The sequence below is a fragment of the Hyunsoonleella sp. J2K-J805 genome (assembly GCF_057167125.1).
This window is the reverse complement of record NZ_CM169901.1, coordinates 1,239,191-1,262,017: the sequence shown is the minus strand read 5'-3', so window position 1 is coordinate 1,262,017 and position 22,827 is coordinate 1,239,191. Positions and strand designations below refer to the sequence as shown.

General features: G+C 35.2%; 21 protein-coding genes. 9 read left to right on the top strand and 12 right to left on the bottom strand.

The annotated features are described in order from the left end of the window. Positions 1-78 precede the first annotated feature (78 nt). Entirely contained in the window at positions 79-1,251 is a 1,173-nt protein-coding gene (locus AC1B0Z_RS05540) for an MFS transporter (RefSeq protein ID WP_483794610.1), read from the top strand. Here the strand turns inward: AC1B0Z_RS05540 and AC1B0Z_RS05535 are convergent. Both AC1B0Z_RS05535 and AC1B0Z_RS05530 read right to left on the bottom strand, forming a co-directional pair. After that, a complete protein-coding gene (locus tag AC1B0Z_RS05535) occupies positions 1,248-1,910 on the bottom strand; it encodes an ABC transporter ATP-binding protein (RefSeq protein WP_483794609.1) in 663 nt (220 codons plus the stop codon). The two genes, AC1B0Z_RS05540 and AC1B0Z_RS05535, sit on opposite strands and share 4 nt — an antisense overlap. Before the next feature lie 71 nt (positions 1,911-1,981). Beyond that, entirely contained in the window at positions 1,982-4,411 is a 2,430-nt protein-coding gene (locus tag AC1B0Z_RS05530) for a DUF5916 domain-containing protein (protein ID WP_483794607.1), read from the bottom strand. Between the two features lie 183 nt (positions 4,412-4,594). On the opposite strand from AC1B0Z_RS05530, the gene folE reads away from it, so the two are divergent. Continuing rightward, a complete protein-coding gene (gene folE, locus AC1B0Z_RS05525; protein WP_483794606.1) occupies positions 4,595-5,182 on the top strand; it encodes a GTP cyclohydrolase I FolE in 588 nt (195 codons plus the stop codon). A gap of 45 nt (positions 5,183-5,227) precedes the next feature. Beyond that, positions 5,228-5,506, top strand: a complete 279-nt coding sequence (locus tag AC1B0Z_RS05520; RefSeq protein WP_483794605.1) for a hypothetical protein — start codon at positions 5,228-5,230, stop codon at positions 5,504-5,506. Between the two features lie 101 nt (positions 5,507-5,607). On the opposite strand, the gene AC1B0Z_RS05515 is transcribed toward AC1B0Z_RS05520, so the two are convergent. The 9 genes from AC1B0Z_RS05515 to AC1B0Z_RS05475 all read right to left on the bottom strand — a co-directional run bounded on the left by AC1B0Z_RS05515 (position 5,608) and on the right by AC1B0Z_RS05475 (position 14,185). Next, entirely contained in the window at positions 5,608-6,180 is a 573-nt protein-coding gene (locus AC1B0Z_RS05515) for a hypothetical protein (protein WP_483794604.1), read from the bottom strand. A gap of 56 nt (positions 6,181-6,236) precedes the next feature. Beyond that, positions 6,237-8,639 (bottom strand): TonB-dependent receptor, encoded by a 2,403-nt coding sequence (locus tag AC1B0Z_RS05510; RefSeq protein ID WP_483794602.1) that lies wholly within the window; start codon positions 8,637-8,639, stop codon positions 6,237-6,239. A gap of 29 nt (positions 8,640-8,668) precedes the next feature. After that, complete coding sequence (locus tag AC1B0Z_RS05505) at positions 8,669-9,001, bottom strand: hypothetical protein (protein ID WP_483794600.1); 333 nt, start codon at positions 8,999-9,001, stop codon at positions 8,669-8,671. After that, positions 9,002-9,304: a DUF6787 family protein gene (locus AC1B0Z_RS05500; protein WP_483794598.1), complete on the bottom strand. Its 303-nt coding sequence runs from the start codon at positions 9,302-9,304 to the stop codon at positions 9,002-9,004. It lies immediately after the preceding gene. Between the two features lie 172 nt (positions 9,305-9,476). Further along, the gene (locus tag AC1B0Z_RS05495) at positions 9,477-9,920 is read right to left on the bottom strand and encodes a DUF6146 family protein (RefSeq protein ID WP_483794596.1); all 444 of its coding nucleotides are present in this window, start codon (positions 9,918-9,920) and stop codon (positions 9,477-9,479) included. Positions 9,921-10,128: 208 nt separating this feature from the next. Next, entirely contained in the window at positions 10,129-10,764 is a 636-nt protein-coding gene (locus tag AC1B0Z_RS05490; RefSeq protein ID WP_483794594.1) for a DUF937 domain-containing protein, read from the bottom strand. Positions 10,765-10,881: 117 nt separating this feature from the next. Next, entirely contained in the window at positions 10,882-11,832 is a 951-nt protein-coding gene (locus AC1B0Z_RS05485; protein ID WP_483794592.1) for a D-2-hydroxyacid dehydrogenase, read from the bottom strand. 149 nt (positions 11,833-11,981) lie between these two features. Beyond that, positions 11,982-13,046, bottom strand: a complete 1,065-nt coding sequence (gene serC / locus AC1B0Z_RS05480; RefSeq protein WP_483794591.1) for a 3-phosphoserine/phosphohydroxythreonine transaminase — start codon at positions 13,044-13,046, stop codon at positions 11,982-11,984. Between the two features lie 80 nt (positions 13,047-13,126). After that, positions 13,127-14,185 (bottom strand): acyl-CoA reductase, encoded by a 1,059-nt coding sequence (locus AC1B0Z_RS05475; protein ID WP_483794589.1) that lies wholly within the window; start codon positions 14,183-14,185, stop codon positions 13,127-13,129. 68 nt (positions 14,186-14,253) lie between these two features. Between AC1B0Z_RS05475 and AC1B0Z_RS05470 the strand changes: the two genes are divergently transcribed. Beyond that, positions 14,254-14,607, top strand: a complete 354-nt coding sequence (locus tag AC1B0Z_RS05470; RefSeq protein ID WP_483794587.1) for a 4Fe-4S dicluster domain-containing protein — start codon at positions 14,254-14,256, stop codon at positions 14,605-14,607. A gap of 316 nt (positions 14,608-14,923) precedes the next feature. Beyond that, positions 14,924-16,039, top strand: a complete 1,116-nt coding sequence (locus tag AC1B0Z_RS05465) for a glycosyl hydrolase (protein ID WP_483794585.1) — start codon at positions 14,924-14,926, stop codon at positions 16,037-16,039. Positions 16,040-16,118: 79 nt separating this feature from the next. Here the strand turns inward: AC1B0Z_RS05465 and AC1B0Z_RS05460 are convergent, their stop codons facing one another. After that, positions 16,119-17,591: a carboxypeptidase-like regulatory domain-containing protein gene (locus AC1B0Z_RS05460; RefSeq protein WP_483794584.1), complete on the bottom strand. Its 1,473-nt coding sequence runs from the start codon at positions 17,589-17,591 to the stop codon at positions 16,119-16,121. A gap of 189 nt (positions 17,592-17,780) precedes the next feature. Here AC1B0Z_RS05460 and ychF point away from each other — a divergent pair, with 189 nt between their 5' ends. The 4 genes from ychF (at position 17,781) to AC1B0Z_RS05440 (ending at position 22,594) form a co-directional block, all read left to right on the top strand. Beyond that, on the top strand, positions 17,781-18,875 hold the full coding sequence (ychF, locus tag AC1B0Z_RS05455) for a redox-regulated ATPase YchF (RefSeq protein ID WP_483794583.1): 1,095 nt from the start codon (positions 17,781-17,783) through the stop codon (positions 18,873-18,875). A 76-nt stretch (positions 18,876-18,951) separates the two neighbouring features. After that, positions 18,952-19,464, top strand: a complete 513-nt coding sequence (locus AC1B0Z_RS05450) for an SRPBCC family protein (protein ID WP_483794581.1) — start codon at positions 18,952-18,954, stop codon at positions 19,462-19,464. Between the two features lie 93 nt (positions 19,465-19,557). Further along, a complete protein-coding gene (locus tag AC1B0Z_RS05445; RefSeq protein ID WP_483794580.1) occupies positions 19,558-20,463 on the top strand; it encodes a DMT family transporter in 906 nt (301 codons plus the stop codon). Positions 20,464-20,743: 280 nt separating this feature from the next. Next, positions 20,744-22,594 (top strand): DNA topoisomerase IV subunit B, encoded by a 1,851-nt coding sequence (locus AC1B0Z_RS05440; RefSeq protein WP_483794578.1) that lies wholly within the window; start codon positions 20,744-20,746, stop codon positions 22,592-22,594. Positions 22,595-22,827 lie beyond the last annotated feature (233 nt).

The window sequence follows — 22,827 nt, the reverse complement described above, 5'->3', positions numbered from 1 at the left end:
TGTTTTCGTAGTTGTGCAAAAATACTTGTAATTAGCCTAATAAAAAGTAGACCAAGCTTTTTTATAACTATTAATACATTGAAACCAATTAAAAACTACATTTTACCAATAATTGTGTTTTCTCAGTTTTGCTGTACCTCTCTTTGGTTTGCAGGCAATGGCGTAATGAGTGCTATTACGGCTAACTTTAATTTAAGTAATAATGCATTAGGATATCTGACTTCTGCAGTGCAATTAGGATTTATTCTAGGTACTTTGGTGTTTGCTTTATATACCATTACCGATAGATTTTCGCCGTCAAAAGTATTTTTTTGTAGCGCCATCGTAAGTGCTTTATTTAATGTTTTAATTGTTTTTGAATTTAATACGTTTAGTTCTTTAATACTGTTTAGGTTTTTTACAGGTTTCTTTTTAGCGGGGATCTATCCCGTAGGAATGAAAATAGCAGCAGATTATTTTAAAGAAAACTTAGGAAAGTGTCTTGGATTTTTAGTTGGTGCATTAGTTTTAGGAACTGCATTACCGCATTTATTGAGAAGTATTGGAGGTTTTCCATCATGGTTGTTCGTGATTTATGTAACTTCAGGATTGGCTATTTTAGGTGGTCTCTTAATTTTGGTATTAGTGCCAAATGGGCCATATAGATCACGAGCATTACAATTTGATTTTTCGGCAGTTTATAAGGTTTTTAAAAATTCAAGTTTTAGATCTGCGGCTTTCGGCTACTTTGGGCATATGTGGGAGCTTTATGCATTTTGGGCGTTTTTGCCAATAGTTTTAAAGGGGTATATGAGTTACCACAAAATTACTTTTGATATTTCGTTTATCAGCTTTTTAGTAATTGCCATTGGTGCTTTAGGTTGTGTGTTTTCTGGATATTTGTCTCAAAAATTTGATGCAAAAAAAGTAGCTACAGCAGCTTTATTGATTTCATGTATCTGTTGTTTAGTATCACCTTTCTTTTTTCTAAGTAAAACTTACATAGCTGGATTTATCTTTTTACTAATTTGGGGAATGGCAGTAATAGCAGACTCTCCACTATTCTCAACGTTAATAGCCCAAAACTGTATAGCTAAAATAAAGGGAACAGCACTAACTATAGTAAACTCTATAGGTTTTGCCATTACTATTGTTAGTATTCAACTTTTGAATAGTTTGGAATTTAAAATCGATACGAAATATTTATTCTTAATTTTAGGAATTGGACCTGTTTTAGGACTATTAGCTCTACTTAAAAAACGTGTAGCTTAGGGTACAATTTTTCCATCTACCATCACCAGTTTACGATCCGCCATGTCCGCCAATTCTGAATTATGGGTTACAATCACAAAAGTTTGCCCGAACTCCTCACGCAATTTAAAAAAGAGGTTATGAAGGTTTTCGGCAGATTCGCTATCTAAATTTCCAGAAGGCTCATCGGCAAAAATTAAATCTGGTTTGTTTACCAAGGCTCTTGCAACCGCAACACGTTGTTGCTCACCACCAGACAATTCATTTGGTTTATGGTTATAACGATGGGATAAGCCTAAAAAATCAAGCAATTCTTTGGCACGTTTTTCAGCATCATGTTTTTTACTACCTTTAATAAATGCTGGTAAGCATACATTTTCTAGAGCATTAAATTCAGGTAAAAGTTGATGGAATTGAAAAATAAAACCAATATGTTCATTTCTAAATTTAGCAAGTGCCTTATCGTTTAAAACTTTTACTTCGGTGTCATTAATTTGTAGATTAAAATCTTCAGTTTTAGAGGCTCTGTCTAAAGTACCCAAAATTTGAAGCAACGTGGTTTTTCCTGCACCTGACGCGCCAACAATGGAAACAATTTCCCCTTTTTTGACTTCAATATCTACACCTTTTAGAACGTGTAAATCGTCATAGTATTTGTGGATGTTTTTAGCTTTTATCATATTGGGCTTTTAAAAAACCGAAATTTAATGTTTTAAGGTCTCTTGCGCAATTAATAGTTGAGCGTAATGAGCTAAATTGTTCGTTTTACTACTTTCTTTAGGTAATTATAATCAATGAAATACTGTATACGTAAGGAAAATGTGTGTTGAATAGGTTGTTCAAAAAGGTTGTTTAAGGTTTCAGAAAACCCGAGATCTGAAGCATCATTTGCATTGAATAATTGATTTCTGTAAAGTGCCGTTAGAAAACTTCCAGGGGCGAACTGCCATGAATAGTTTAAATCTAGGTTCCACGTACTGAAATTAATATTAGGATCGTTAACTAAATCTGAAATTGTAATCCCCTGTTCACGTGTCAATCTGCCATTATCAAGTAATGTAAAAAAAGGTTCATCGTATTTTACGTTAGACCAATAATGACGAAAAGTTAATGTTAATGCATTGAGCGGATCAAAATTATAACGACCAGTTATTCTATTCGTTATCGTGATTCTATCTCTTTCGCCAAAAATACTTTCTCCATTAAACCTAGTGGCGTACCCTCTATCGTTTTTTCTCTTGTCTCTATCAAAAGAATAGGTAACCAAGAATTTATCTGTAAACCTTACTCTTGGCTCAATGCTAAAACCAAAATCTCTGGAATCCCTGCCAGCTTCAAAAAACCGTCGACCTCTTATTTCTGCATCAATGGCAAAAATATTATTGTAGTTTGATGAAATAAAAGCCTCAGCATATAGTCGGTTCTCGAATATGAAAAACTTATTTTCTTGTCTGGGTTCGAAGTAATCAAACTGTTTTCCAAAATTAAAATTTACCAAACCTCCATAACTATGAAGCCTTTTAGTTGTAGCTCTATATCTTATGCCAGTGTTACCTCCAGTGTAGACACTTGGGCTAGCTAATCTTCTTAAATTCAACCAAGAGTTAATGCGATAATTGTTCAAGCGCTTGGTTGGTTCAAATATTCTATATGAAACATCAATACTAATGTTATTGAAATTGTTTCTAAGTAATAGGCCAATATCATTAATATCATAGTTGGTATCTGTATACGCGTGTTCTATACCGTATCTAAAATTACCATGTGTCTTTTCAGTACTAGCATAGGTGCTATATCCCGTAGTTGTAGATCCATCTGAATTCGTTAGGTGACTCATTTTCAACTGACCTTCAACGTTATATGTATTACGCTTGTTAGTAATATCAGCTAGTAACCCCGTAACGTTGGCATCTCTAAATTTACCAGACCTTGAGACATTGGTATTTATAAAGCTTACAGAGGAGTTTTGATTAAATTGTTTATCAACAACTACAATGTTATAATTAGAAAATGGTTCTACTACTTCATCTCTTGTTTCTCCGCTGATAGTGTCTCTTAAACTTGCCGTTGTTCGTTCCGTAAAAGCATTAAAAATTCCAACACCTAAACCTTTTTTTGTTCTGCCAGATACTTTTACGGCATTTAAAACTTTAACGCTATTTGGGTCGTTTACAATAATTTCATTTTCGTTTAAAGATGCATTACTGGATGGTGCGCTTCCAACCCTTCTTGAGAAAAATAGATTTCCCTTGTTAAAGAGGTCAACGCCCTCGGTAAAAAACTGGCGTTGTTCTGAAAAGGCGAGTTCAAATGGTCCCAGATTTAGTTCTAAATTATCAAAACCTGCTTGACTAAAATCAGGAATAAGGGTAGCATCAAGCGTAAAGTTTTCGGTAATTCCATATTTAACATCTAAGCCAACGGTAAAATTAGTATCCGTATTCCCGTCAAAAGTGTTTAATAAACCCGTTGTAAAAGGATAAAAAATTAGTCTAGTAGGTGGTTCAATTCCCTCTAAGCCTCTAAGTTCTCCATGATATTGACTGGAATTACCTACGGTAACATCAATGGGGTTCCAAGCGTATTGCGCACGCCGTCTCCTATATTGCCGCTGAAACTGCAGACCCCATGTTTGTACATTTTTATTGGAAAAACGTAGCGTTCTGTATGGTATTTTCATTTCTACCACCCATCCGTCGTCTTTAAGTTTCACAGCACTGTCCCAAACTGCATTCCAGCTAAAATCATTATCTCCAGAACTGGTTAAGGCATCAGCTTGATTTCCTGAACTAAATACCAAAAACTTCACGTCGTTAATACCATCATTGTTTGGGTTTAAAACCAACTCAAAAAAATCAGCTTGTCCAAAACTGTCTCTTACATTAAATTGTCGCATGATAAGTTCTGGGTCGTCATAGAGATAAGCTGCAACATAAATAGCCTTATTATCATAGCTCATTTTTACTTCGGTTCGTTCATTTTTGGGTGGTATATTCCCAATATCCGGCCTATATTCAACAAATCCAGTTGCTATTTCGGCCTTTTGCCAAACGGCATCATCTAACTTGCCATCAATAATTGGCGGGGTTTCTGCCCTAGTTATTTGATATATTTTTTTATTTTGTGCCGGGATACTTGAAAAAAAACAGAAGAGGATTGATAAGATGATGATGTGCTTCATTCTAAAATTTTTGCCTACCCATTTGTAACAAACAATTTGTAATTATCATTGTTTGTTTTGCAAAAATAACCTCACTTAGTATGTTTTATTCCTAACAAAAAGTTAAAAAGCGCTTTGATGTATTTACAAACTGTAAATAGTAAAGTGAAATTTAGCTAACTTTAGAATCTAAGAAGAATAATTATGCCATATAAAAATTTAGAGGAATACAATGCTGAAATTACAGACGGCATCAAAGCGCGGTATGCTGCAATTATAGAAGATTTAGGTGAGGACGTAAAACGGGATGGTTTGATGAAAACACCAGAGCGCGCCGCAAAAGCAATGCAATTTTTAACACAGGGTTATGATCAAGATCCTGTGGAAATTTTAACTGGTGCCATGTTTAAGGAATCGTATAACGAAATGGTGATTGTTAAGGATATAGAGCTGTATTCACTTTGTGAGCACCATATTTTACCATTTTTTGGAAAGGTGCATATTGCTTACATTCCTAACGGACATATTGTCGGGTTGAGTAAACTCCCAAGAATCGTGGATGTTTTTGCAAGACGTTTGCAAGTACAAGAACGTTTAACAGAGCAAATTTTAGATTGTATCAATGATACTTTGAAACCACAAGGCGCAGCGGTGGTTATTGAAGCATCGCATATGTGTATGATGATGAGAGGTGTACAAAAACAAAACTCTATCACAACTACTTCAGGTTTTAGAGGTCAGTTTGAAACTATTGAAACTCGGAATGAGTTTTTGAAACTAATAGGGAAATAAATTTTGGTATGTTTCTTGCTTTCAATTTGTTAAATTAATTATTGAATGAATAAATACAAAAAATTAGCATTAAGTATCCTTTTTGATGCCATGGGATATATTTCTTTTTTAATTCCAGGTATTGGAGAGTTTACTGATGTGGTTTGGGCACCTGTTGCGGCCTATTTAATGACAAAACTATACAAAGGCAAAACTGGTAAAATTGCAGCAGCAGTTGCGTTTTTAGAAGAGATGGCTCCTGGGTTGGACATAATACCAACGTTTACCTTAATGTGGTTGTACAGTTATGTGTTTAAACCTAAAGAAACCATTATAGAGGTATAATTAATATAAAAAACACAAAGACCTCACAGGTTTTCAAAACCTGTGAGGTCTATTAATGCTTAAAAGCAATTAAGCAATTACACTGCTATAATGTGTTTGTCTTATTGAATCTCAGCGTTAAACGAGATGTCAATATCAGTATCATCGCCTGCTGCTGTTCCAAAACCATTGCTTCCGTCAACGCTTGGAGATTCATGGTATAATTTAATTGTTATGCTTCCACTTCCAGCAGCTCCGGCAGTCCAAACAGTTTTTACACCTAATTTGTTGTTGTCAGTTCTATTATAATCGTCACTAGCTCTCATCATTGTAAAGTCTAGTGTTGTGCTATACACGAAGAAGTGGGCATCAATCCCGGCTTGGTCTGCTAAAATATCTTCATCAAGAAAATCTTCATCTTCATTATATAGCTCAATTTCTGCATCATAAACGGCACCAGCTGTAAATGTGCCTTCGACAGTTTGTTCACTGGCCTGAACAATTTCGTCTCCGTTTTCGTCTTCCCAAGTTAAAGTAACTTCATCACTAGAGTCAGCTTGATTTGTAAACTCTAACTCTATTTCTGTTATAGATTCTTCTTCTTCAACAGGTGCTGGTGTGTCGTCATCATTATCACACGATGCTAACGTAGCTATTGCTAGTACTGCCATAGCATAAAATTTAATTTTTTTCATGGTTTTCATGGTTTTAAAATTTAAAAAATTAGTATTCATAGTTATTATATTTAAGATTAATAATTCAATTGTAATTGTAGTCTGAAATTTCTCCCCAAATCGTCAGCGAAAAATCGTAAACGGTTTAAATAATTTCTATAGTTCACGTTAAAAATATTGTCAATACTAAACCTAATGTTTAAACTTGATTGTTTAAATACTGATAAGGTTATTTCACTTTGAAAATGCATCAAGTGATACCCTGGAGGCGGACTAAGGTCTACATCAATGTCATCCTCATTGGCAATGGGTACCGTATAATTAAATTCATAAGGAAATTCATTCTGTTCAAACACCCATTCTGAGTTTAAGCTTGCACTAAAATTATTCCATTCAGCATTAGAATAGGTAATACCATTCAACGTTGTAAACGGAGGAATATCAATTAACGGTAAATCAGCTATTTCATCATACGCCTTTATAAAGGACGATTTGTGATTTGCATTCCAATGTGGTGAAAATTGATAATTTGCACTAACATCTATACCAAAAAACCAAGCATCGGTTTGAATATATTCCCATATTGGAAACGGTCCCCTTATTAAAGGCACTATACCTAATGAGCTAGGAACTATATAAATAAAATCATTGATTTGGTTATAGTAAGACTCCACCTGTGCATTAAGTTTTGAACCAGCGTAGCCATAAGTTGCGGAAAAACGATTTGAGCGTTCGCTGTCTATACGGAGATCACCAACTTCTATCCTCGCTGCTGAATGGTGTAGACCATCACTAAACAATTCAGATGGATTTGGCGCTCTACTAGAGCGAGTATAATTTCCTAAAACGTAATTATTTGCATCAAAATTATACTTTACGCCTAAAGCTCCAGAAATATTATGATAATTAAAAGTTGGGTCGGTAAGCACCTGATTTCTCAACTCTTCAATTACCAAATCAGGAAATTCAATATCATATCCGCGTTCTTCCCAAGTTGCAGTTCTGTAGAATTTTTTCGCATCTATTCTACTAAAGTCGTACCGTAAACCAACATCTGCAATCAAACGATCATTAAGTTGCCATTCGGTAGTCGCATACCCTCCAAAATCATATTTATCATAATCGGGTATTAACCGTCTTACTCCAGTATCAGGATTTGCAAAATTGTTTTGATATCTGGCCAACAGCCCAAAGTTGTATTTGCGTTCTGCGTTGTTATCCTTTTTGATGTTTAACGAAATGGTATGTGTTTGAAGTTCTAAATCAATAGCTGGTTTAGTACTTCTGCCACCTCTACGTATATCAAATTCAAAACGGTGGTTATTTTGATAGTCGTATTGTATGTCTATCTTACCAAAGTTTTTGAATCGTTTATAGTAATATGTCTTTAATAGTTGATGCGTCACCTCTTGCTTAGGTTGGGAAATATCATAACTAAAATCCTCAACGAAAAGTGGTCTTGCGGCATTTATTGAGTTAGCCAAACTTTTTATGCTACCAATATGTGCAGATCGTAAAATACCGATTTCACTATCTAAATAGCTGTAATATACTTCGAAACCCGATTGAAGCTTGTTTTTTCCAAATCTAGCGGAGAACCCTTTGGCTTCAGAACCTGTATTGGTAAGGTTATAATCAGCTGCTTTAAAATCTCCATTTTTTTTGTAAGACGCCTGTACATGCGCAAACCAGCCCGATTCATAATTTTTGTTTAAGGTTGAAGCTGTATTATAACCTCTTCCGTTTGACTGCCCGCCCAGGATCGTACGCCCGTACAGTGTATCTTTTCTAACTATCCTATTTGGGTTTACAACCACAACACCGCCAATAGCATCGCCACCATAGGCCAATGCCCCTGATCCCTTTATTACAGAAATTTGGTTTGCACTATTGATGTCAATGTTGGGTGCATGCTCAACACCCCATTCTTGATCCTGTAAACGTACTCCATTGTTTAGAATTAGTACTCTACTACTGTGCATGCCATTTATTATTGGTTTCACAATGGCATTTCCCGTATTTATGGACGATACACCTGGAACTTCTTTTAGGGCATCTCCTAAACTTTGACTTGAATATTGTGTTAGGGTTCTAGATTTAAGAACCGTTTCCTGAGCCGTAACTGTAGTTCTCTTAATCCCATTTGATTTTACTGCAACCTCATCAAGCTCTTCTGTATGGTGCTCCATTAAAATTTCTTGATAAGAATCACCAATAATGTCTATCTCTACACGTTTGGTTTCACATCCAATATGAGATATCACCAAGATTAATTTTCCATTGCAAAGGTTTTTAATGGAGAATTTACCATTAATATCTGCGGCAGTATAGGTATCAAGAGTTTCAATAAAAATGGTAGCACCAGACATAGGTGTACTATCATGAAAGTCTATTACTTCACCAATAAAAGTATATGTACAGTTTTGAGAGTGGGCTATGTTATATAAACAAAGCACCACAATCAATAAAAAGTGTTTCATTGTATTGTGTTTTAGTTTAAAATGGGGCTTTAAACTAAAACAGGGGGACCACGAAGCGAAAAGGATAAGGCTTGAGGACTGTAATAAATACTATAGCCTAAACTAGGAATTTTAAAGTTATCTTGAAACTGTAAACCAATTTCAACATTTAATGATTTTAAGTGGTATTGCTGAAGTTTATACTTAAAGAAACTACAGTCATATTCACACTCGTGTAAATTAGGGTTATTTGTTGTCTCACAAAACTCATGTTCATGATGATCAAAAGAGTGCGCTAGTTTCACCGCAATAGGGCTCAATAGCGCTACTACCATAAAAATGGTAAATATTCTAAAAGCTATATGTTTTGTGATAGTTTCCAATTAATCTAAAAACCGTTTTAAGCCTAATCTAGAAAGCATTTTTTTTTCAAAATTCCAAAAGAACTTGAATTGACCAAAAACCCAACCAAAAAAAACCAAAAGAAATTGGTACATTATGAACAAGATGAAGATTCTAACCGTCCAATACCCGAAAGAACCTAATGATTCTGGTGTTATTTCAAAATAAGAAAGTATAGGTTTGCCAATATAAGAGGCGGTAGAGCCAGTAACAGCAAATACAACAAGTATTAAAACTATTTGTAGGTTAGATTCAATTCCCCAACGCTCTTTTAATCTCTTCACTTTTGCAATTTGGTTGCAAAAATATTAAAATTAAATGAGTCTTAATAAGCTTAAAGTGTTTTTTTTGATAGGTAATTTTAATTGAATTTTTTTACTTGCGAATACCATAATCAAGCATGCCTTTAATTTAAGAATTAGAAAAAATTGTTGCCAAAACTGAAGAAATAATAAATTAAATTCGAGGAACAAACGGCCCTAATCTTTGATTGTATTTTAATTGGAAATACAGAAAGTAATTGTATAGCATGTAATTTACCTCATAACCGTAATCGGTATTTTGTTGATAATCTATTTGAAGTTCGTATAAATTCGGGCTGAAACGTTGGGTCTGTAAAACGCGTTGGTTCCATTCAATAACATAAATAAGGTTTCTATTCTCCATATATTGTTGTGAAAAGAAACCTCTTGGTCTCGCATTTGAGGCGAGCCAAAAATTAAAACCAGGGTCTATAATGATAATTTCATATTCCAGCTCTTCATTTGCTATTCTTACGGTATCGTTTTGTGTGATCGCAATTTGTTTTTCATCTTTTTTTGATGCAGGGCTTTTTGATGTATTGCAATTAAAAAGGAATGAGATTACCACCAACAGTAGAGCGAAAATCGTATTTTTCATGAGTTTATTTTTTGTTTATACCTCAAAAGTAGGTTCAACATCCGCCATTATCAAGTACAAATGAGTGACTATGCCTTTTCGTTTAGTTTGCTTATCACGCCTTTTAAAAGTACAAAAATCATTCCGTAACATTGATGGTTTAAATTATAGCAAATAAAAAATGCCAAATCGTAAGACTTGGCATTTTAATATTTTATAGAGGATAGATTTATTTTCCAAACAAACCTCCTAGTAAACCACCAAGGCCACCTTTCTTTTTGCTGCCGCCCAAAACCATACCAGCTACATCATCAACAACACTACCGTCGCCATCAGCATCTAAAATGGCTTCAAGGAAACTTTGCTCTTTTTTAGCTGAGCTACCACCTAACAAACCTCCGAGTAAACCTCCTAAATCATTTTGAGAACTTACGTTATTTTGACGTGCTTGCTTTCCTAAAACACCCATTAATATTGGTGCTGCTACTTTTAAAATGTTCCCGACAGCACCTGCATCAAGTCCAGATTTTTGTCCAATAACTTGCTCAACACCGTTTCTTCTTTGTCCTAAAACATGACCTAAAATTTTGTCACCGTCAGTTTTAACTTCTTCGTTTACACCACCACCAAACAAACCACCAAGGTTGTCTAAAATGCTTCCGTCATGTTTACTATTTAAAGCACCCATAAGGCCTTCAGCCCCTTGTGGAGTGGATGCATTACGCTCCATTGCTTTCATTAAAACTGGTAGCGCCATAGTAAGTACGCTACTCGTTTTATTTTGATCAGTTCCTGTTGATCCTGAAACACCACTTATGATAGTTTTTCCAAGGTCGCTGTTTAATAAATCTAAAATTCCAGACATGTTTTTTAATGTGTTTTTAATTAATAAGAGTCAAAATTTGGAAGCTTAATGTACAAAAAAAGTCCCAACTTCTACAGTTAGGACTCAAAATTTATAATTAGGTCACATTCAGGATGATTATCCCAAAATGCTAATAATTTGTGATGCTAATTCTGTACCAATTCTGTCTTGAGCTTCATTAGTAGCTGCACCAGTATGTGGTGTTAATGATAGAGCAGAATTCATCAATAATTGAATTTCTGGCTTAGGCTCTTTTTCAAAAACATCAAGCGCAGCTCTTGCTACTTTTCCGCTTTCAATAGCTTTTACTAGTGCTACTTCGTTAACCACACCGCCACGGGCAGCATTCGCTAAAATCACACCATCTTTCATCATGTTGAATTCTGCTTCATCAATCACATAATCCTTTTGAGCAGGAACGTGAAGTGTAATAAAGTCCGATTGTTTTAAAACGTCTTCTTTAGAAATGGTTTCAATATCGAAGTTTATTTTTTGTCCATCGAAAAACTCCAATTCCAAATTTGCTTTTTCCAAAAACGGATCAAAAGCAACCACTTTCATTCCGGCACCCAAAGCTACTTTTGCAGTAGCTTGACCTATACGCCCAAAACCAAGAACACCTAGAGTTTTACCTTTAAGCTCGGTACCTTTAGCGTAAGCTTTTTTCAAACCTTTAAAGTTACTATCACCTTCTAATGGCATTTCTCTATTTGAATTGTGAAGAAAACGCGCCAAACCATATAAATGACCAAACACCAATTCTGCTACAGAATGTGATGAAGCAGCAGGTGTGTTAATTACATGTAGGCCTTTTTCATGAGCATATTCCACATCAATATTATCCATTCCTACGCCACCACGACCTATAATTTTTAGTCCAGGACACGCATCAATCAAATCTTTTCTAACTGTTGTTGCGCTGCGTACTAAAAGTACCGCAATGTCTTTTTCATTAATGTAATTAATCAACTGTTCTTGGGCTACGGTAGTTGTGCTTACGTCGTAACCTGCTTTTTCTAATGCATCGATACCACTTTGAGAGATACCATCATTTGCTAATACTTTCATTTTTATTTTTCTTGTCATTCCCGCGAAGGCGGGAATCTATATTTAAATTTGTTTTTATTTCCTCGATGGATTCCTGCCTTCGCAGGAATGACAGTGCGACTTAGTAAACACTGCCCCGATCGCTATTGGGACTGCAAATGCCTACTGATTTATGCTTTACTCTCTAATTCACTCATAACCTCCACCAACACCTTTACACTATCAATTGGCAAAGCGTTGTACATTGACGCTCTATAACCGCCAACACTTCGGTGTCCATTTACCGCACTAATACCAGCTTCTTTAAGCATGGTCTCAAAAGTTTCCTTTAAATTTTCGTTTTCTAAAGTGAATGTAGCATTCATAGTAGAACGATCTTGTTTTGAAGCAAATCCTTTAAATAATGGATTCAAATCAATTTCAGAATACATCAACCGCGCTTTCTTCTCGTTCTCCTTTTCAATAGCAGCTATACCGCCTTGTTCCTTTAACCATTCTAAAGTTAGCATTGATGTATATACTGCAAATACAGGAGGTGTATTAAACATACTGCCTTTATCGATATGCACCTTGTAATCCATCATTGATGGGATTTTACGAGATACTTTTCCTAAAATATCTTCTTTAACCACAACTAGTGTTGTACCTGCAGGCCCCATGTTTTTTTGAGCACCAGCATAGATAATTCCAAACTGAGAAAAATCCAATGAGCGAGAGAATATATCACTACTCATATCACACACCATTGGGATAGGCGAGTTAGGAAACGCTTTCATCTGGGTACCGTAAATAGTATTGTTTGAGGTACAGTGAAAATAATCGTAATCCTCAGGAATTTCATAACCCTTTGGAATATAGTTGTAATTAGCGTCTTTAGAGGACCCTACTTCGTAAATATCATCGTAAATTTTAGCTTCCTTAATCGCTTTAGCTGCCCAAGAACCAGAGTTTAAATACCCTGCTCTTTTTTCTAATAAGTTAAGCGCCACCATCAAAAATTGAGTGCTGGCACCACCTTGTAAAAACAATGCTTTATAGCCTTTGCCTTCTAAACCTAAAAGCTCCAGAGCTAATGATCTAGCGTTTTCCATAATATCAACAAAAGCTTTACTTCGGTGCGAAATCTCTAAAACAGATAATCCGCTGCCGTCAAGGTCAACAACACCTTGAGAGGCTTTTAATAATACTTCTGGTGGTAAAATACTTGGTCCTGCACTAAAGTTGTGTTTTTTCATCTTTTTATATAGTGAAATTTAAAGATGCAAAGTTGCTAATTAATTGAGTAATTTTTATTAAGAATTCAATATTTTTTTTATCAAATTGCTAACAAAAATTCAACAGAATCTACACTATCCGCATAATCCCAAAGTTGAGGTTTTTGAGTGTGCCCAAAAGCCACTTCGTTTTCCATAAAATTTTTGGAGACAATACATTGAATTTGATGCGATTCAGCTTTTAATTTAGTTCGAAGTGCATCCAAACTATCATAATATTCATAAAACGCTGTGGCGATTGGCGAACTGTAGCTTTCATCTTCCTTAATCATGAAAAATCCGTTCTCCAGCATATCAAATTCGCTCATTAAATATACCGCCTTGTTATAATCGTAATTGTTGGCGTATTTTGCCTTTTCTACGATAGGGTGCCAATGGTAAATGGCTTCAAAAAAAGCATTAAAATCGTAGTTTTTAGGTACGAATAACTTGGAAACATTTCTACAGCCCAAACCGTAATATCGAAATATATCTTCTGAAAGCTGTTGCAAATCTTCGGTGGATTCATTTCCGGTTAATACAGCTACTGAATTCCGATTATTTCTTATGATGGAAGGTTTATCCTTAAAATAATATTCAAAATAGCGTGCCGTATTGTTGCTTCCCGTGGCGATTACAGCATCAAAATCTTCAAGATTTTCTTCTGAAAAATAGATGTTTCCTTTGAAGTTTGGTGCTACATATTCCAAATATTTTGCTAAAAATGGTAATAAATGCTTGTCATTCGAGGATTGCTTTACCAGCACCTGATGCCCCGTGATAAGTACTGCCAAAAAATCATGAAACCCTACCAATGGTATATTGCCCGCCATAATTACAGCGACGGTTTTTGGTTTTACTTTAGAAAAATCATAAGGTTGCACCCACTTTGAAAGATTTTCATGCGTTAGCGCATCAGCCCAAGAGTTTAAGGCGAATGTTATGTTTTCGGGAGTAAACCAACCGTTATGTTCTTCTGCTAATTTTAGTTGATGCTTAAAACCGTCGAAGAACAACGCGTTATGTTCCACTTTTTCATCTTTCTGGATGTTTGTATTAGAAAATTGCCGTATAAAATCTCCTAATTTTACAAAAGCGTTAATTCTTTCTTGTAATTGCATCCTGAATTTGGTTATGAATGGTTTTGGCTCTATTTTTGCGTTTGCAAAGTTAGAAAGAAAAATACGCTATGGCAATTATAATAACAGACGAATGTATAAACTGCGGTGCTTGTGAGCCAGAATGCCCAAATACCGCTATATATGAAGGTGCCGACGATTGGCGCTATAAAGATGGTACCAGTTTGGAAGGCAAAGTGGTTTTACCCAATGGAAAAGAGGTTGATGCTGATGAAACGCAAGAACCAATAAGTGATGAGCTATATTACATTGCACCAGATAAGTGTACAGAATGTATGGGCTTTCATGACGAGCCACAATGTGCAGCGGTATGCCCTGTAGATTGTTGTGTACCAGATGAGGACTTTGTAGAAACTGAAGAGGAACTATTGGCAAAACAACGCTTTATGCACCCTGACGGATAAAAATTGATTATTTAGTATTGAAGATTTAATATGGAAACCCTGAGCGTAAGCTTGGGGTTTTTTGTTTATAAGTGTTAATAAGTATATGTAAGTAGGTATTGCTTTTTAGGTAGGAAAATACGAACTTCGCTTATTGAACGATATAGTTAATTAAAACGGAACCATATCTAACCGATAAGCGTACCTTTCTAAAGAGCACCTTTCCTAAACTAAATTGAGAAAATCACCCATCCTATCCATACACCGCCACTACAAAACCCAAATTCTTAGTTTTATTATGGTTTAAATTGTATTTTATGGTTTCAAATTCATGCTTATGAAACCCATCACATACAAAACCCAATTCCATTTTCTGTTTTACGCCACAATCATCACCCTTGGGTTTACATCAACAACCTACGCCCAAAAGTACCAAACCAACCAACATGACCAAAAGATGGCGGACATGGTTTCCAGAATAGAAACTAGTGTAGATTCCAACTATATTTATCCTTTTGAAAACACCAAATTTGTACCACCTGCGGGTAAAACCTTGTTGGTAATGGGACAAACGGTGGAGCGCATTAATGAATATAAAAAAGCGTTTCCCAAACAGCCCAACCCTGGCGGTTGGTCCGCTTACTGGGCTGTTACAGAGTTTACTGGAGTAAAAGAAAAACATACCAATGTTACGGGCACCAGCCAAAACCATCAAATGCTGGTGGATACATTTCCAAATGCCGTATTACACAGTGCCATGTGGATGGTAGGCAAGTGGAATGTTACCCAAAATACCATACTTGGCATAAACGATAAGGTTATCAAACGCTATGCAAAATGGGTAAAAAAAGTAAAACGCCCCGTGTATTTGCGTATTGGGTACGAGTTTGACGGTCCGCATAATGTTTTGGAGCCAGATGCTTATGTAAAAGCATACAAGCATATTGTGGACATCTTACGCACCGAGGGTGTGGATAATGTAGCGCACGTGTGGCATTCCTATGCTTCAAAGCCGTACAAAAATTATCCCGTGTTTGATTGGTATCCGGGTGACGATTATGTAGACTGGGTAGGCATTTCAATTTTTGGTCATGCTTACGCCGAAGCGGGTATCGGTAAGGAAGGTATTACCGTTTTGGATTTTGCCAAAGCCCATAAAAAGCCAGTGATGATTTCTGAGGCTAACCCTATTCTCGGCGTTGATAAAAACAACCTTAAAGTTTGGGACGATTGGTTTGTGAACTTCTTTTCCATGGTATACCATAAAAACATAAAAGCGGTGTGTTTTATTAAAGAAGATTGGACGAGCATGAATATTGAAGGCATCTCCCATTGGAAAGATGCACGCCTGTACAATAATGAATTGGTTTCCAAAGCATGGTTTAAGGAAACGGGCAAAGACAAATATTTAAAAGCGAGCGATGACCTTTTTGAACAATTGGGGTATGAATGATAGTTTTAGTAGATTTTTTATACCATGCTAATCTTCAACCTGAAAAAAGATTTATGCTATAGCAAATTTAAACTTCGGTTTATTCTTCTGAACCCTCAAAAGCCTTCATCTCTAGTGAAGGTTCTAAAAAACCTTCGCTGTCCCAAATGGTGTTCTGGTATTTATTCAATTTTATAAATGGGATTTTTTCAACTTGTTTTTCAGCCTGAAAGTCTAAAAAAGTTATGCTATTGTGCTTGGTAATTAAAAGCTCTTCTTTAGTTCTATTATCACCTTCCATTGTAAAATCAAAAGCTACTTTGTTGCGTTCACTGCTATTTTCAATAAACTTTAAAGGCCTGCTCAGATAAAAATAACTACCATAAGTGCGCTTTATATATTTTGGATGATATAGACTGCTACTGTCTTTTTCAAAAATAATGGTGCCCTCACTTACGTTTTCAATGTATTTTACACCTAAAAGTAAACGTAGGTTAAATTTTTGTCCGCGTCTTCTTTTGTAATAGCCATAATCTGCCCTGGTAATGGCATAGGTGTCATCTGCAATGTAAAGCTTCCCAGTGTATTTGGCTTTTCCTTTTCTTGGTATATAGGAAATAATATAGGTAAGTTCGCCATTGTTATAGCCCATATCATCAAAGTTATATTCGTATAAATCGTTATCTAATATCTTGCTTAAAAATGCATTGTCGTAAAACTGTGCACACTTCAATAAAGACTTGGTTTCATTATTTAAATAGGATACCGTGTATTCGTTTTTATCGTTTTCCTTAAAATCCTCGTCATTTAAGGCCAATGAATCTTCAATTTTAAACAGTCCTGTTTTAAGTTTGTAGGTTTTGGTAGTATCCAGATAGGTAAGTATGATGTTTTGCATTTTCTCTTGGATGTTATCAATAGAGAAACTGTTTTTAGTATCTAATAACTCTGTAGCTTTTTCAACCTCAAGTTTAATACTGTCTTTATTTAAGGAAAATACTTTGCCTTTAAAATCTGAAAATTGCACCATATTGCTGTTTTTTACTTGATTAGCCAAAGCAGTTAAACTATTGTTTACACCTTCTAATTGTCTTTTTTTAACGTTTGATGCTTTATCAATTTCAAATTCTAAACTTTTAAAATCCACGTGGTCTGTGGTGCGCTTAAACATAGCATATTGCTGTAAATCAATATTATAATTATCGGCAAGTTTTGCTTTCACTCTAGCAATAAGAGAATCGGCATTTGGTGCTTTATTGCTAATAAAAACTGCGTCTAGTTGATTAATGGCCTGTTGCAATTCAATGACGAAGTTAAGTGCTTTAATATCCTTTACAGTAAGCGTTTTATTTTCATAACCCATACAAGAAATGGTGATGGATTTGGAGTCATCTTCAGAAGAAATGGTAAAAAAACCTTCATCGTTTGAAATAACCCCAACATATTCTCCGGTTTTAATATTGGCGTATGGAATGGGTTTTTGCGATGACTTGTCAGTAAGTCTTGCCGTGACACCCTGTGCAACTATGGAAAAACTAAGCAGATAAAATAGAAGTGTGATTTTGATTTTCATTTTACTGATTGATGATTTGCCTATTCAACGAGCCAAAATAAATAATGTTACAGGGCATTTATGTCTTAAAAAACGGTTTTAACGTTTAATTAATGCTAATACGGTGTTTTTGCTAAATTCATCTTAAAATTCTACGGCCGTTTTTCTGTTTTATTAATTACATTTGCATTCGCAAAAATCACCGTAATTATGAAAGCAGGTATTGTAGGCTTACCCAATGTTGGAAAATCCACTTTATTTAATTGTTTATCAAATGCTAAGGCGCAAAGTGCAAACTTTCCGTTTTGTACCATTGAACCAAATATTGGTGTGGTAAACGTACCCGACCCAAGATTGGAAAAATTGGAAAGCTTGGTGAATCCAGAAAAAGTGATTCCTGCGACTGTTGAAATTGTAGATATTGCAGGATTGGTAAAAGGCGCCAGTAAAGGTGAAGGCTTAGGAAACCAATTTTTAGCAAATATTAGGGAAACAGATGCGATTCTTCATGTGTTAAGATGTTTTGATAACGATAATATTGTGCATGTTGATGGCAGCGTAGATCCTATTAGAGACAAAGAAACCATTGATATGGAATTGCAGTTGAAAGATTTGGAGACTGCTGAAAAGAAGTTGGATAAGGTAAAGCGTGCCGCAAAAACGGGTAATAAAGAAGCGCAAAAAGAAGAGGCTGTTTTGTTGAAAATAAAAGAAGCTCTAGAATCTGGTACGTCTATTAGAGCTGTTGAATTTAGTGAAGAAGATTATGATGATTTTGTAAAACCTTTACAGTTTATAACAGATAAGCCTGTGATGTATGTGTGCAATGTTGATGAAGGGTCTGCCGTTTCAGGTAATGCCTATGTAGATAAAGTTAAAGATACTGTTAAGGATGAAAATGCTGAGGTTTTGGTTTTGGCTGTTGGCACCGAAGCGGATATTAACGAGTTGGACGATTATGAAGAGCGCCAAATGTTTCTACAAGACATTGGTTTGGACGAACCGGGTTCAGCCAAATTAATTCGTGGGGCTTATAAATTGTTGAATCAACAAACCTATTTTACTGCAGGAGTTAAGGAAGTACGAGCTTGGACCGTTGATATAGGAGCCACCGCGCCACAAGCTGCTGGAGTTATTCATACCGATTTTGAAAAAGGGTTTATTCGTGCTGAGGTTATCGCTTACGATGATTATGTGTCTTACGGGAGCGAGGCTAAAGTAAAAGAAGCGGGTAAAATGCGCGTTGAGGGCAAGAATTATATCGTAAAGGATGGTGATGTGATGCATTTCTTGTTTAATGTATAGTTGTTTTTTTAAATTTTCATTAACATTGTAAGATTTTAATTATTCTTCGACAGAAGTTTATTATATATTTTGCAATATGCCATTAATAGAGATTGAAACTCATATAAAATGCGATATACAAACCTGTTTTGATATTGCGAGAGATATCGATATTCACAAAGAATCTTTAAAACATACCGGTGAAATCGCCATAGCTGGCAAAATTACAGGTTTAATAGAGCTTGGTGAATGGGTGAGTTGGGAAGCAAAACATTTTGGGTTTGTCCAACACTTAACTTCTAGAATAACCGAATTTGAAAGTCCTAACTTTTTTGTGGATGAAATGGTTTTTGGGGTCTTTAAATCTTTTAGGCATGAGCATATTTTCAAAGTGTTCAATCAAGGAACAATAATGACGGATAAGTTTTATTTTGAATCTCCTCTAGGTATTTTAGGGCATGCCGCCAATGCATTATTTCTTAAACGCTATATGCTTAAGCTATTAAAGACCAGAAATGCGGTAATTAAGAATAAAGCAGAACAATTGTTTAAAGATAATAATAAGACTTCCAATAAATTAGAAAAAACAGGTAGGGTACTTCAACTTTAGTAAGTTGAGAATGTGATGGTTTTATAAAGCTGAACGTCGTATTTTCGATTAATCCGGAAATTCATAAAATAACAGCCTTTTTAACTTCGTTTTATGAATTTAAAAACGAACTTCTGGTTAGGTGTTGGTATTGGTGTTTTAGGCGTGGTTTTATTTTCATCAAAAGCGGTTATGGTAAAGCTTGCATATCAGTTTGATGTTGATGCTATTAGTATTTTATTGCTTAGAATGTTATTTTCTTTCCCAATTTACGTCATCATCGCTTATCTATATCGCCGCCAAAACACAGCAACATATACTAGTTCGAAAGATTATTTATGGCTTATTTTTTTTGGTTTTGTTGGTTATTATTTGGCAAGTTATTTCGACTTTATAGGTCTCACTTATATTAAAGCCAGTATAGAGCGTATTATTCTTTTTTTATATCCAACAATTGTGTTATTGTTGAATAGGTTTTTTTTAAAACAAAACATCACTACACCTCAGATAGTCGCTATTGTCATAACTTATCTAGGTATTGTTATCGCATTTTGGGATGAGGTAAATATTTCAGGTGAAGGTACACTTACAGGTGGTTTTTTTATTCTATTAAGTGCTGTTGCGTACGCCTCTTATTTGGTTGGTAGCGGTTGGTTAATCCCCAAATTTGGTGTGATGAAATTTACATCCTACGCCATGGTTGTATCTTGTATATGTGTATTTATTCATTATATCTTTGTATATAGAACAGATATATTAAATTTACCATGGGAGGTGTATTTCCTCGGATTTTTAATTGCTGTTTTTGCTACTGTTGTGCCATCGTTTTTGGTTTCTATTTCAATTAAAATGATTAGTTCTTCAAATTTTGCCGTAGTTGCAGGCGTAGGGCCTATTTCTACGATAATTTTGGCGGTGATTTTTTTGGAAGAACATCTTACTATTCTTCAATTATTTGGCGCTTTGGTTGTTATCTTGGGAATTTTATTTATATCACTCCATAAGTCAATTAAAACATAGGGAAATGTTCTCAACAATATTGCAATTTTATTGTTAATTACTTTGTTTCTTCACTGTTTTATATTTTGATATGTTATACTATCTTAGCGTGCTATCACGAAATTTACACCAATTGTTATTTGAAATTGCTGTAAAAGAAAATGATGATTTTTTCCTTGATATGAATTACAAAAATAAAGCATATCCTTAGTTACGGTTTCTTTTTTTAATGAAATAGAAAGGAAAAATGGGCGTTTTATTACGGTAATTTCAAGTGGCAATTGGTATTATATCCTTATTTATGGCTGAACAAACCAAATATACCGAAGACAATATACGTTCGTTAGACTGGAAGGAGCATATTCGTATGCGTCCGGGAATGTACATTGGAAAACTCGGTGATGGCTCTTCCCCAGATGACGGTATTTACATCCTTTTAAAAGAGGTGTTGGACAACTCCATTGATGAGTTTGTGATGGGGGCAGGTAAAACCATTGAAATTTCCATCCAAGGGAATAAGGTTATTGTTCGCGATTATGGTCGTGGTATTCCATTAGGAAAGGTGGTGGATGTTGTATCCAAAATGAATACAGGAGGGAAGTACGACTCGAAAGCTTTCAAGAAGTCAGTTGGTTTGAACGGTGTTGGTACCAAAGCAGTAAATGCATTATCCAATTATTTCAGGGTTGAATCTAATAGAGATGGTAAATCCGCCTCTGCGGAATTTGAGCAAGGTAATCTCACTAATCAAGAATTACTTGACGATACTACCAGACGAAAAGGGACGAAAGTGTCGTTTATCCCTGATGATACCATTTTCAAGCACTATAAATACCGCAGCGAATATGTTGTGAAGATGCTAAAAAACTATGTGTACCTCAATCCTGGACTTACCATAGTTTTTAATGGTGAAAAATATTACAGCGAAAATGGTTTAAAGGACTTATTAGCTGAAAAAATTGCCGAATCTGATTTACTTTACCCAATCATCCATTTGCGAGGTGATGATATCGAAATAGCACTTACGCACAGTAAAACGCAATATAGTGAGGAATATAATAGTTTTGTAAACGGACAGAATACTACGCAAGGTGGTACACATTTAAACGCGTTTCGAGAGGCTATTGTAAAAACAGTGAGGGAGTTTTATGGTAAAAATTATGATGCTTCAGATATCCGGAAATCTATAGTTAGTGCGATTGCTATCAAGGTAATGGAGCCCGTTTTTGAAAGTCAGACCAAAACAAAATTAGGTTCTACGGATATGGGAGGGGATTACCCAACTGTAAGGACTTACATTAATGATTTTGTAAAAACGAAACTGGATAACTATTTTCATAAAAATCCTGAAACTGCTGAAAAATTACAACGAAAAATACTGCAAGCAGAGCGAGAGCGAAAGGAGCTTTCGGGTATTAGAAAATTAGCAAGAGATAGAGCTAAGAAAGCTAGCCTTCATAATAAAAAATTACGTGATTGCCGTGTGCATTTTGGAGATACCAAGAACGAAAGAAACTTGGAAACTACCCTGTTTATTACAGAGGGGGATTCTGCTTCAGGAAGCATTACAAAATCAAGAGATGTAAATACACAAGCGGTTTTTAGTTTAAAGGGTAAACCACTAAATTCCTATGGTTTAAGTAAAAAGATAGTTTACGAAAACGAAGAGTTTAATCTACTGCAAGCTGCATTGAATATAGAAGAATCTCTAGAAAACTTAAGATATAACAATGTGGTAATTGCAACGGATGCCGACGTGGATGGTATGCACATTCGCTTACTGTTAATTACGTTTTTTTTACAATTTTTCCCAGAGATTATTAAAGAAGGGCATTTGTATATCTTACAAACGCCACTGTTTAGAGTTCGAAATAAAAAGGAAACTATTTATTGTTATTCTGATGAAGAGCGGGTTGCGGCTATCGAAAAACTAAAACCGAAACCTGAGATTACAAGATTCAAAGGGCTTGGTGAAATTTCCCCTGATGAGTTTAAGCATTTTATTGGAGACGACATAAGGTTGGATCCAGTAATGCTCGATGATAATATGTCCATTGAAGAACTGTTGTCCTTTTATATGGGTAAAAATACGCCAACCCGACAAGAATTTATTATCGATAATTTAAAAGTGGAATTGGATGTTGTTGAATAGTTTATTTTAAAATAAAATTCATCAATTATAGACTGTGATAATTTGTTTTAGATAAGAGAGATTCTTATTTTAGATAAGAGAATTTGTTTCAAACATAAAAGCTAAACTAAAATGTTATATAACAAAGGAAAAGAATTTGCAAAACGTTCGTACGCACACTTTCACATCCATACAAGTAGTGAGCAAGTGCATAGGTTGCAGCGAAGAGGAAGGGTAATGCTTAATGGGAAACC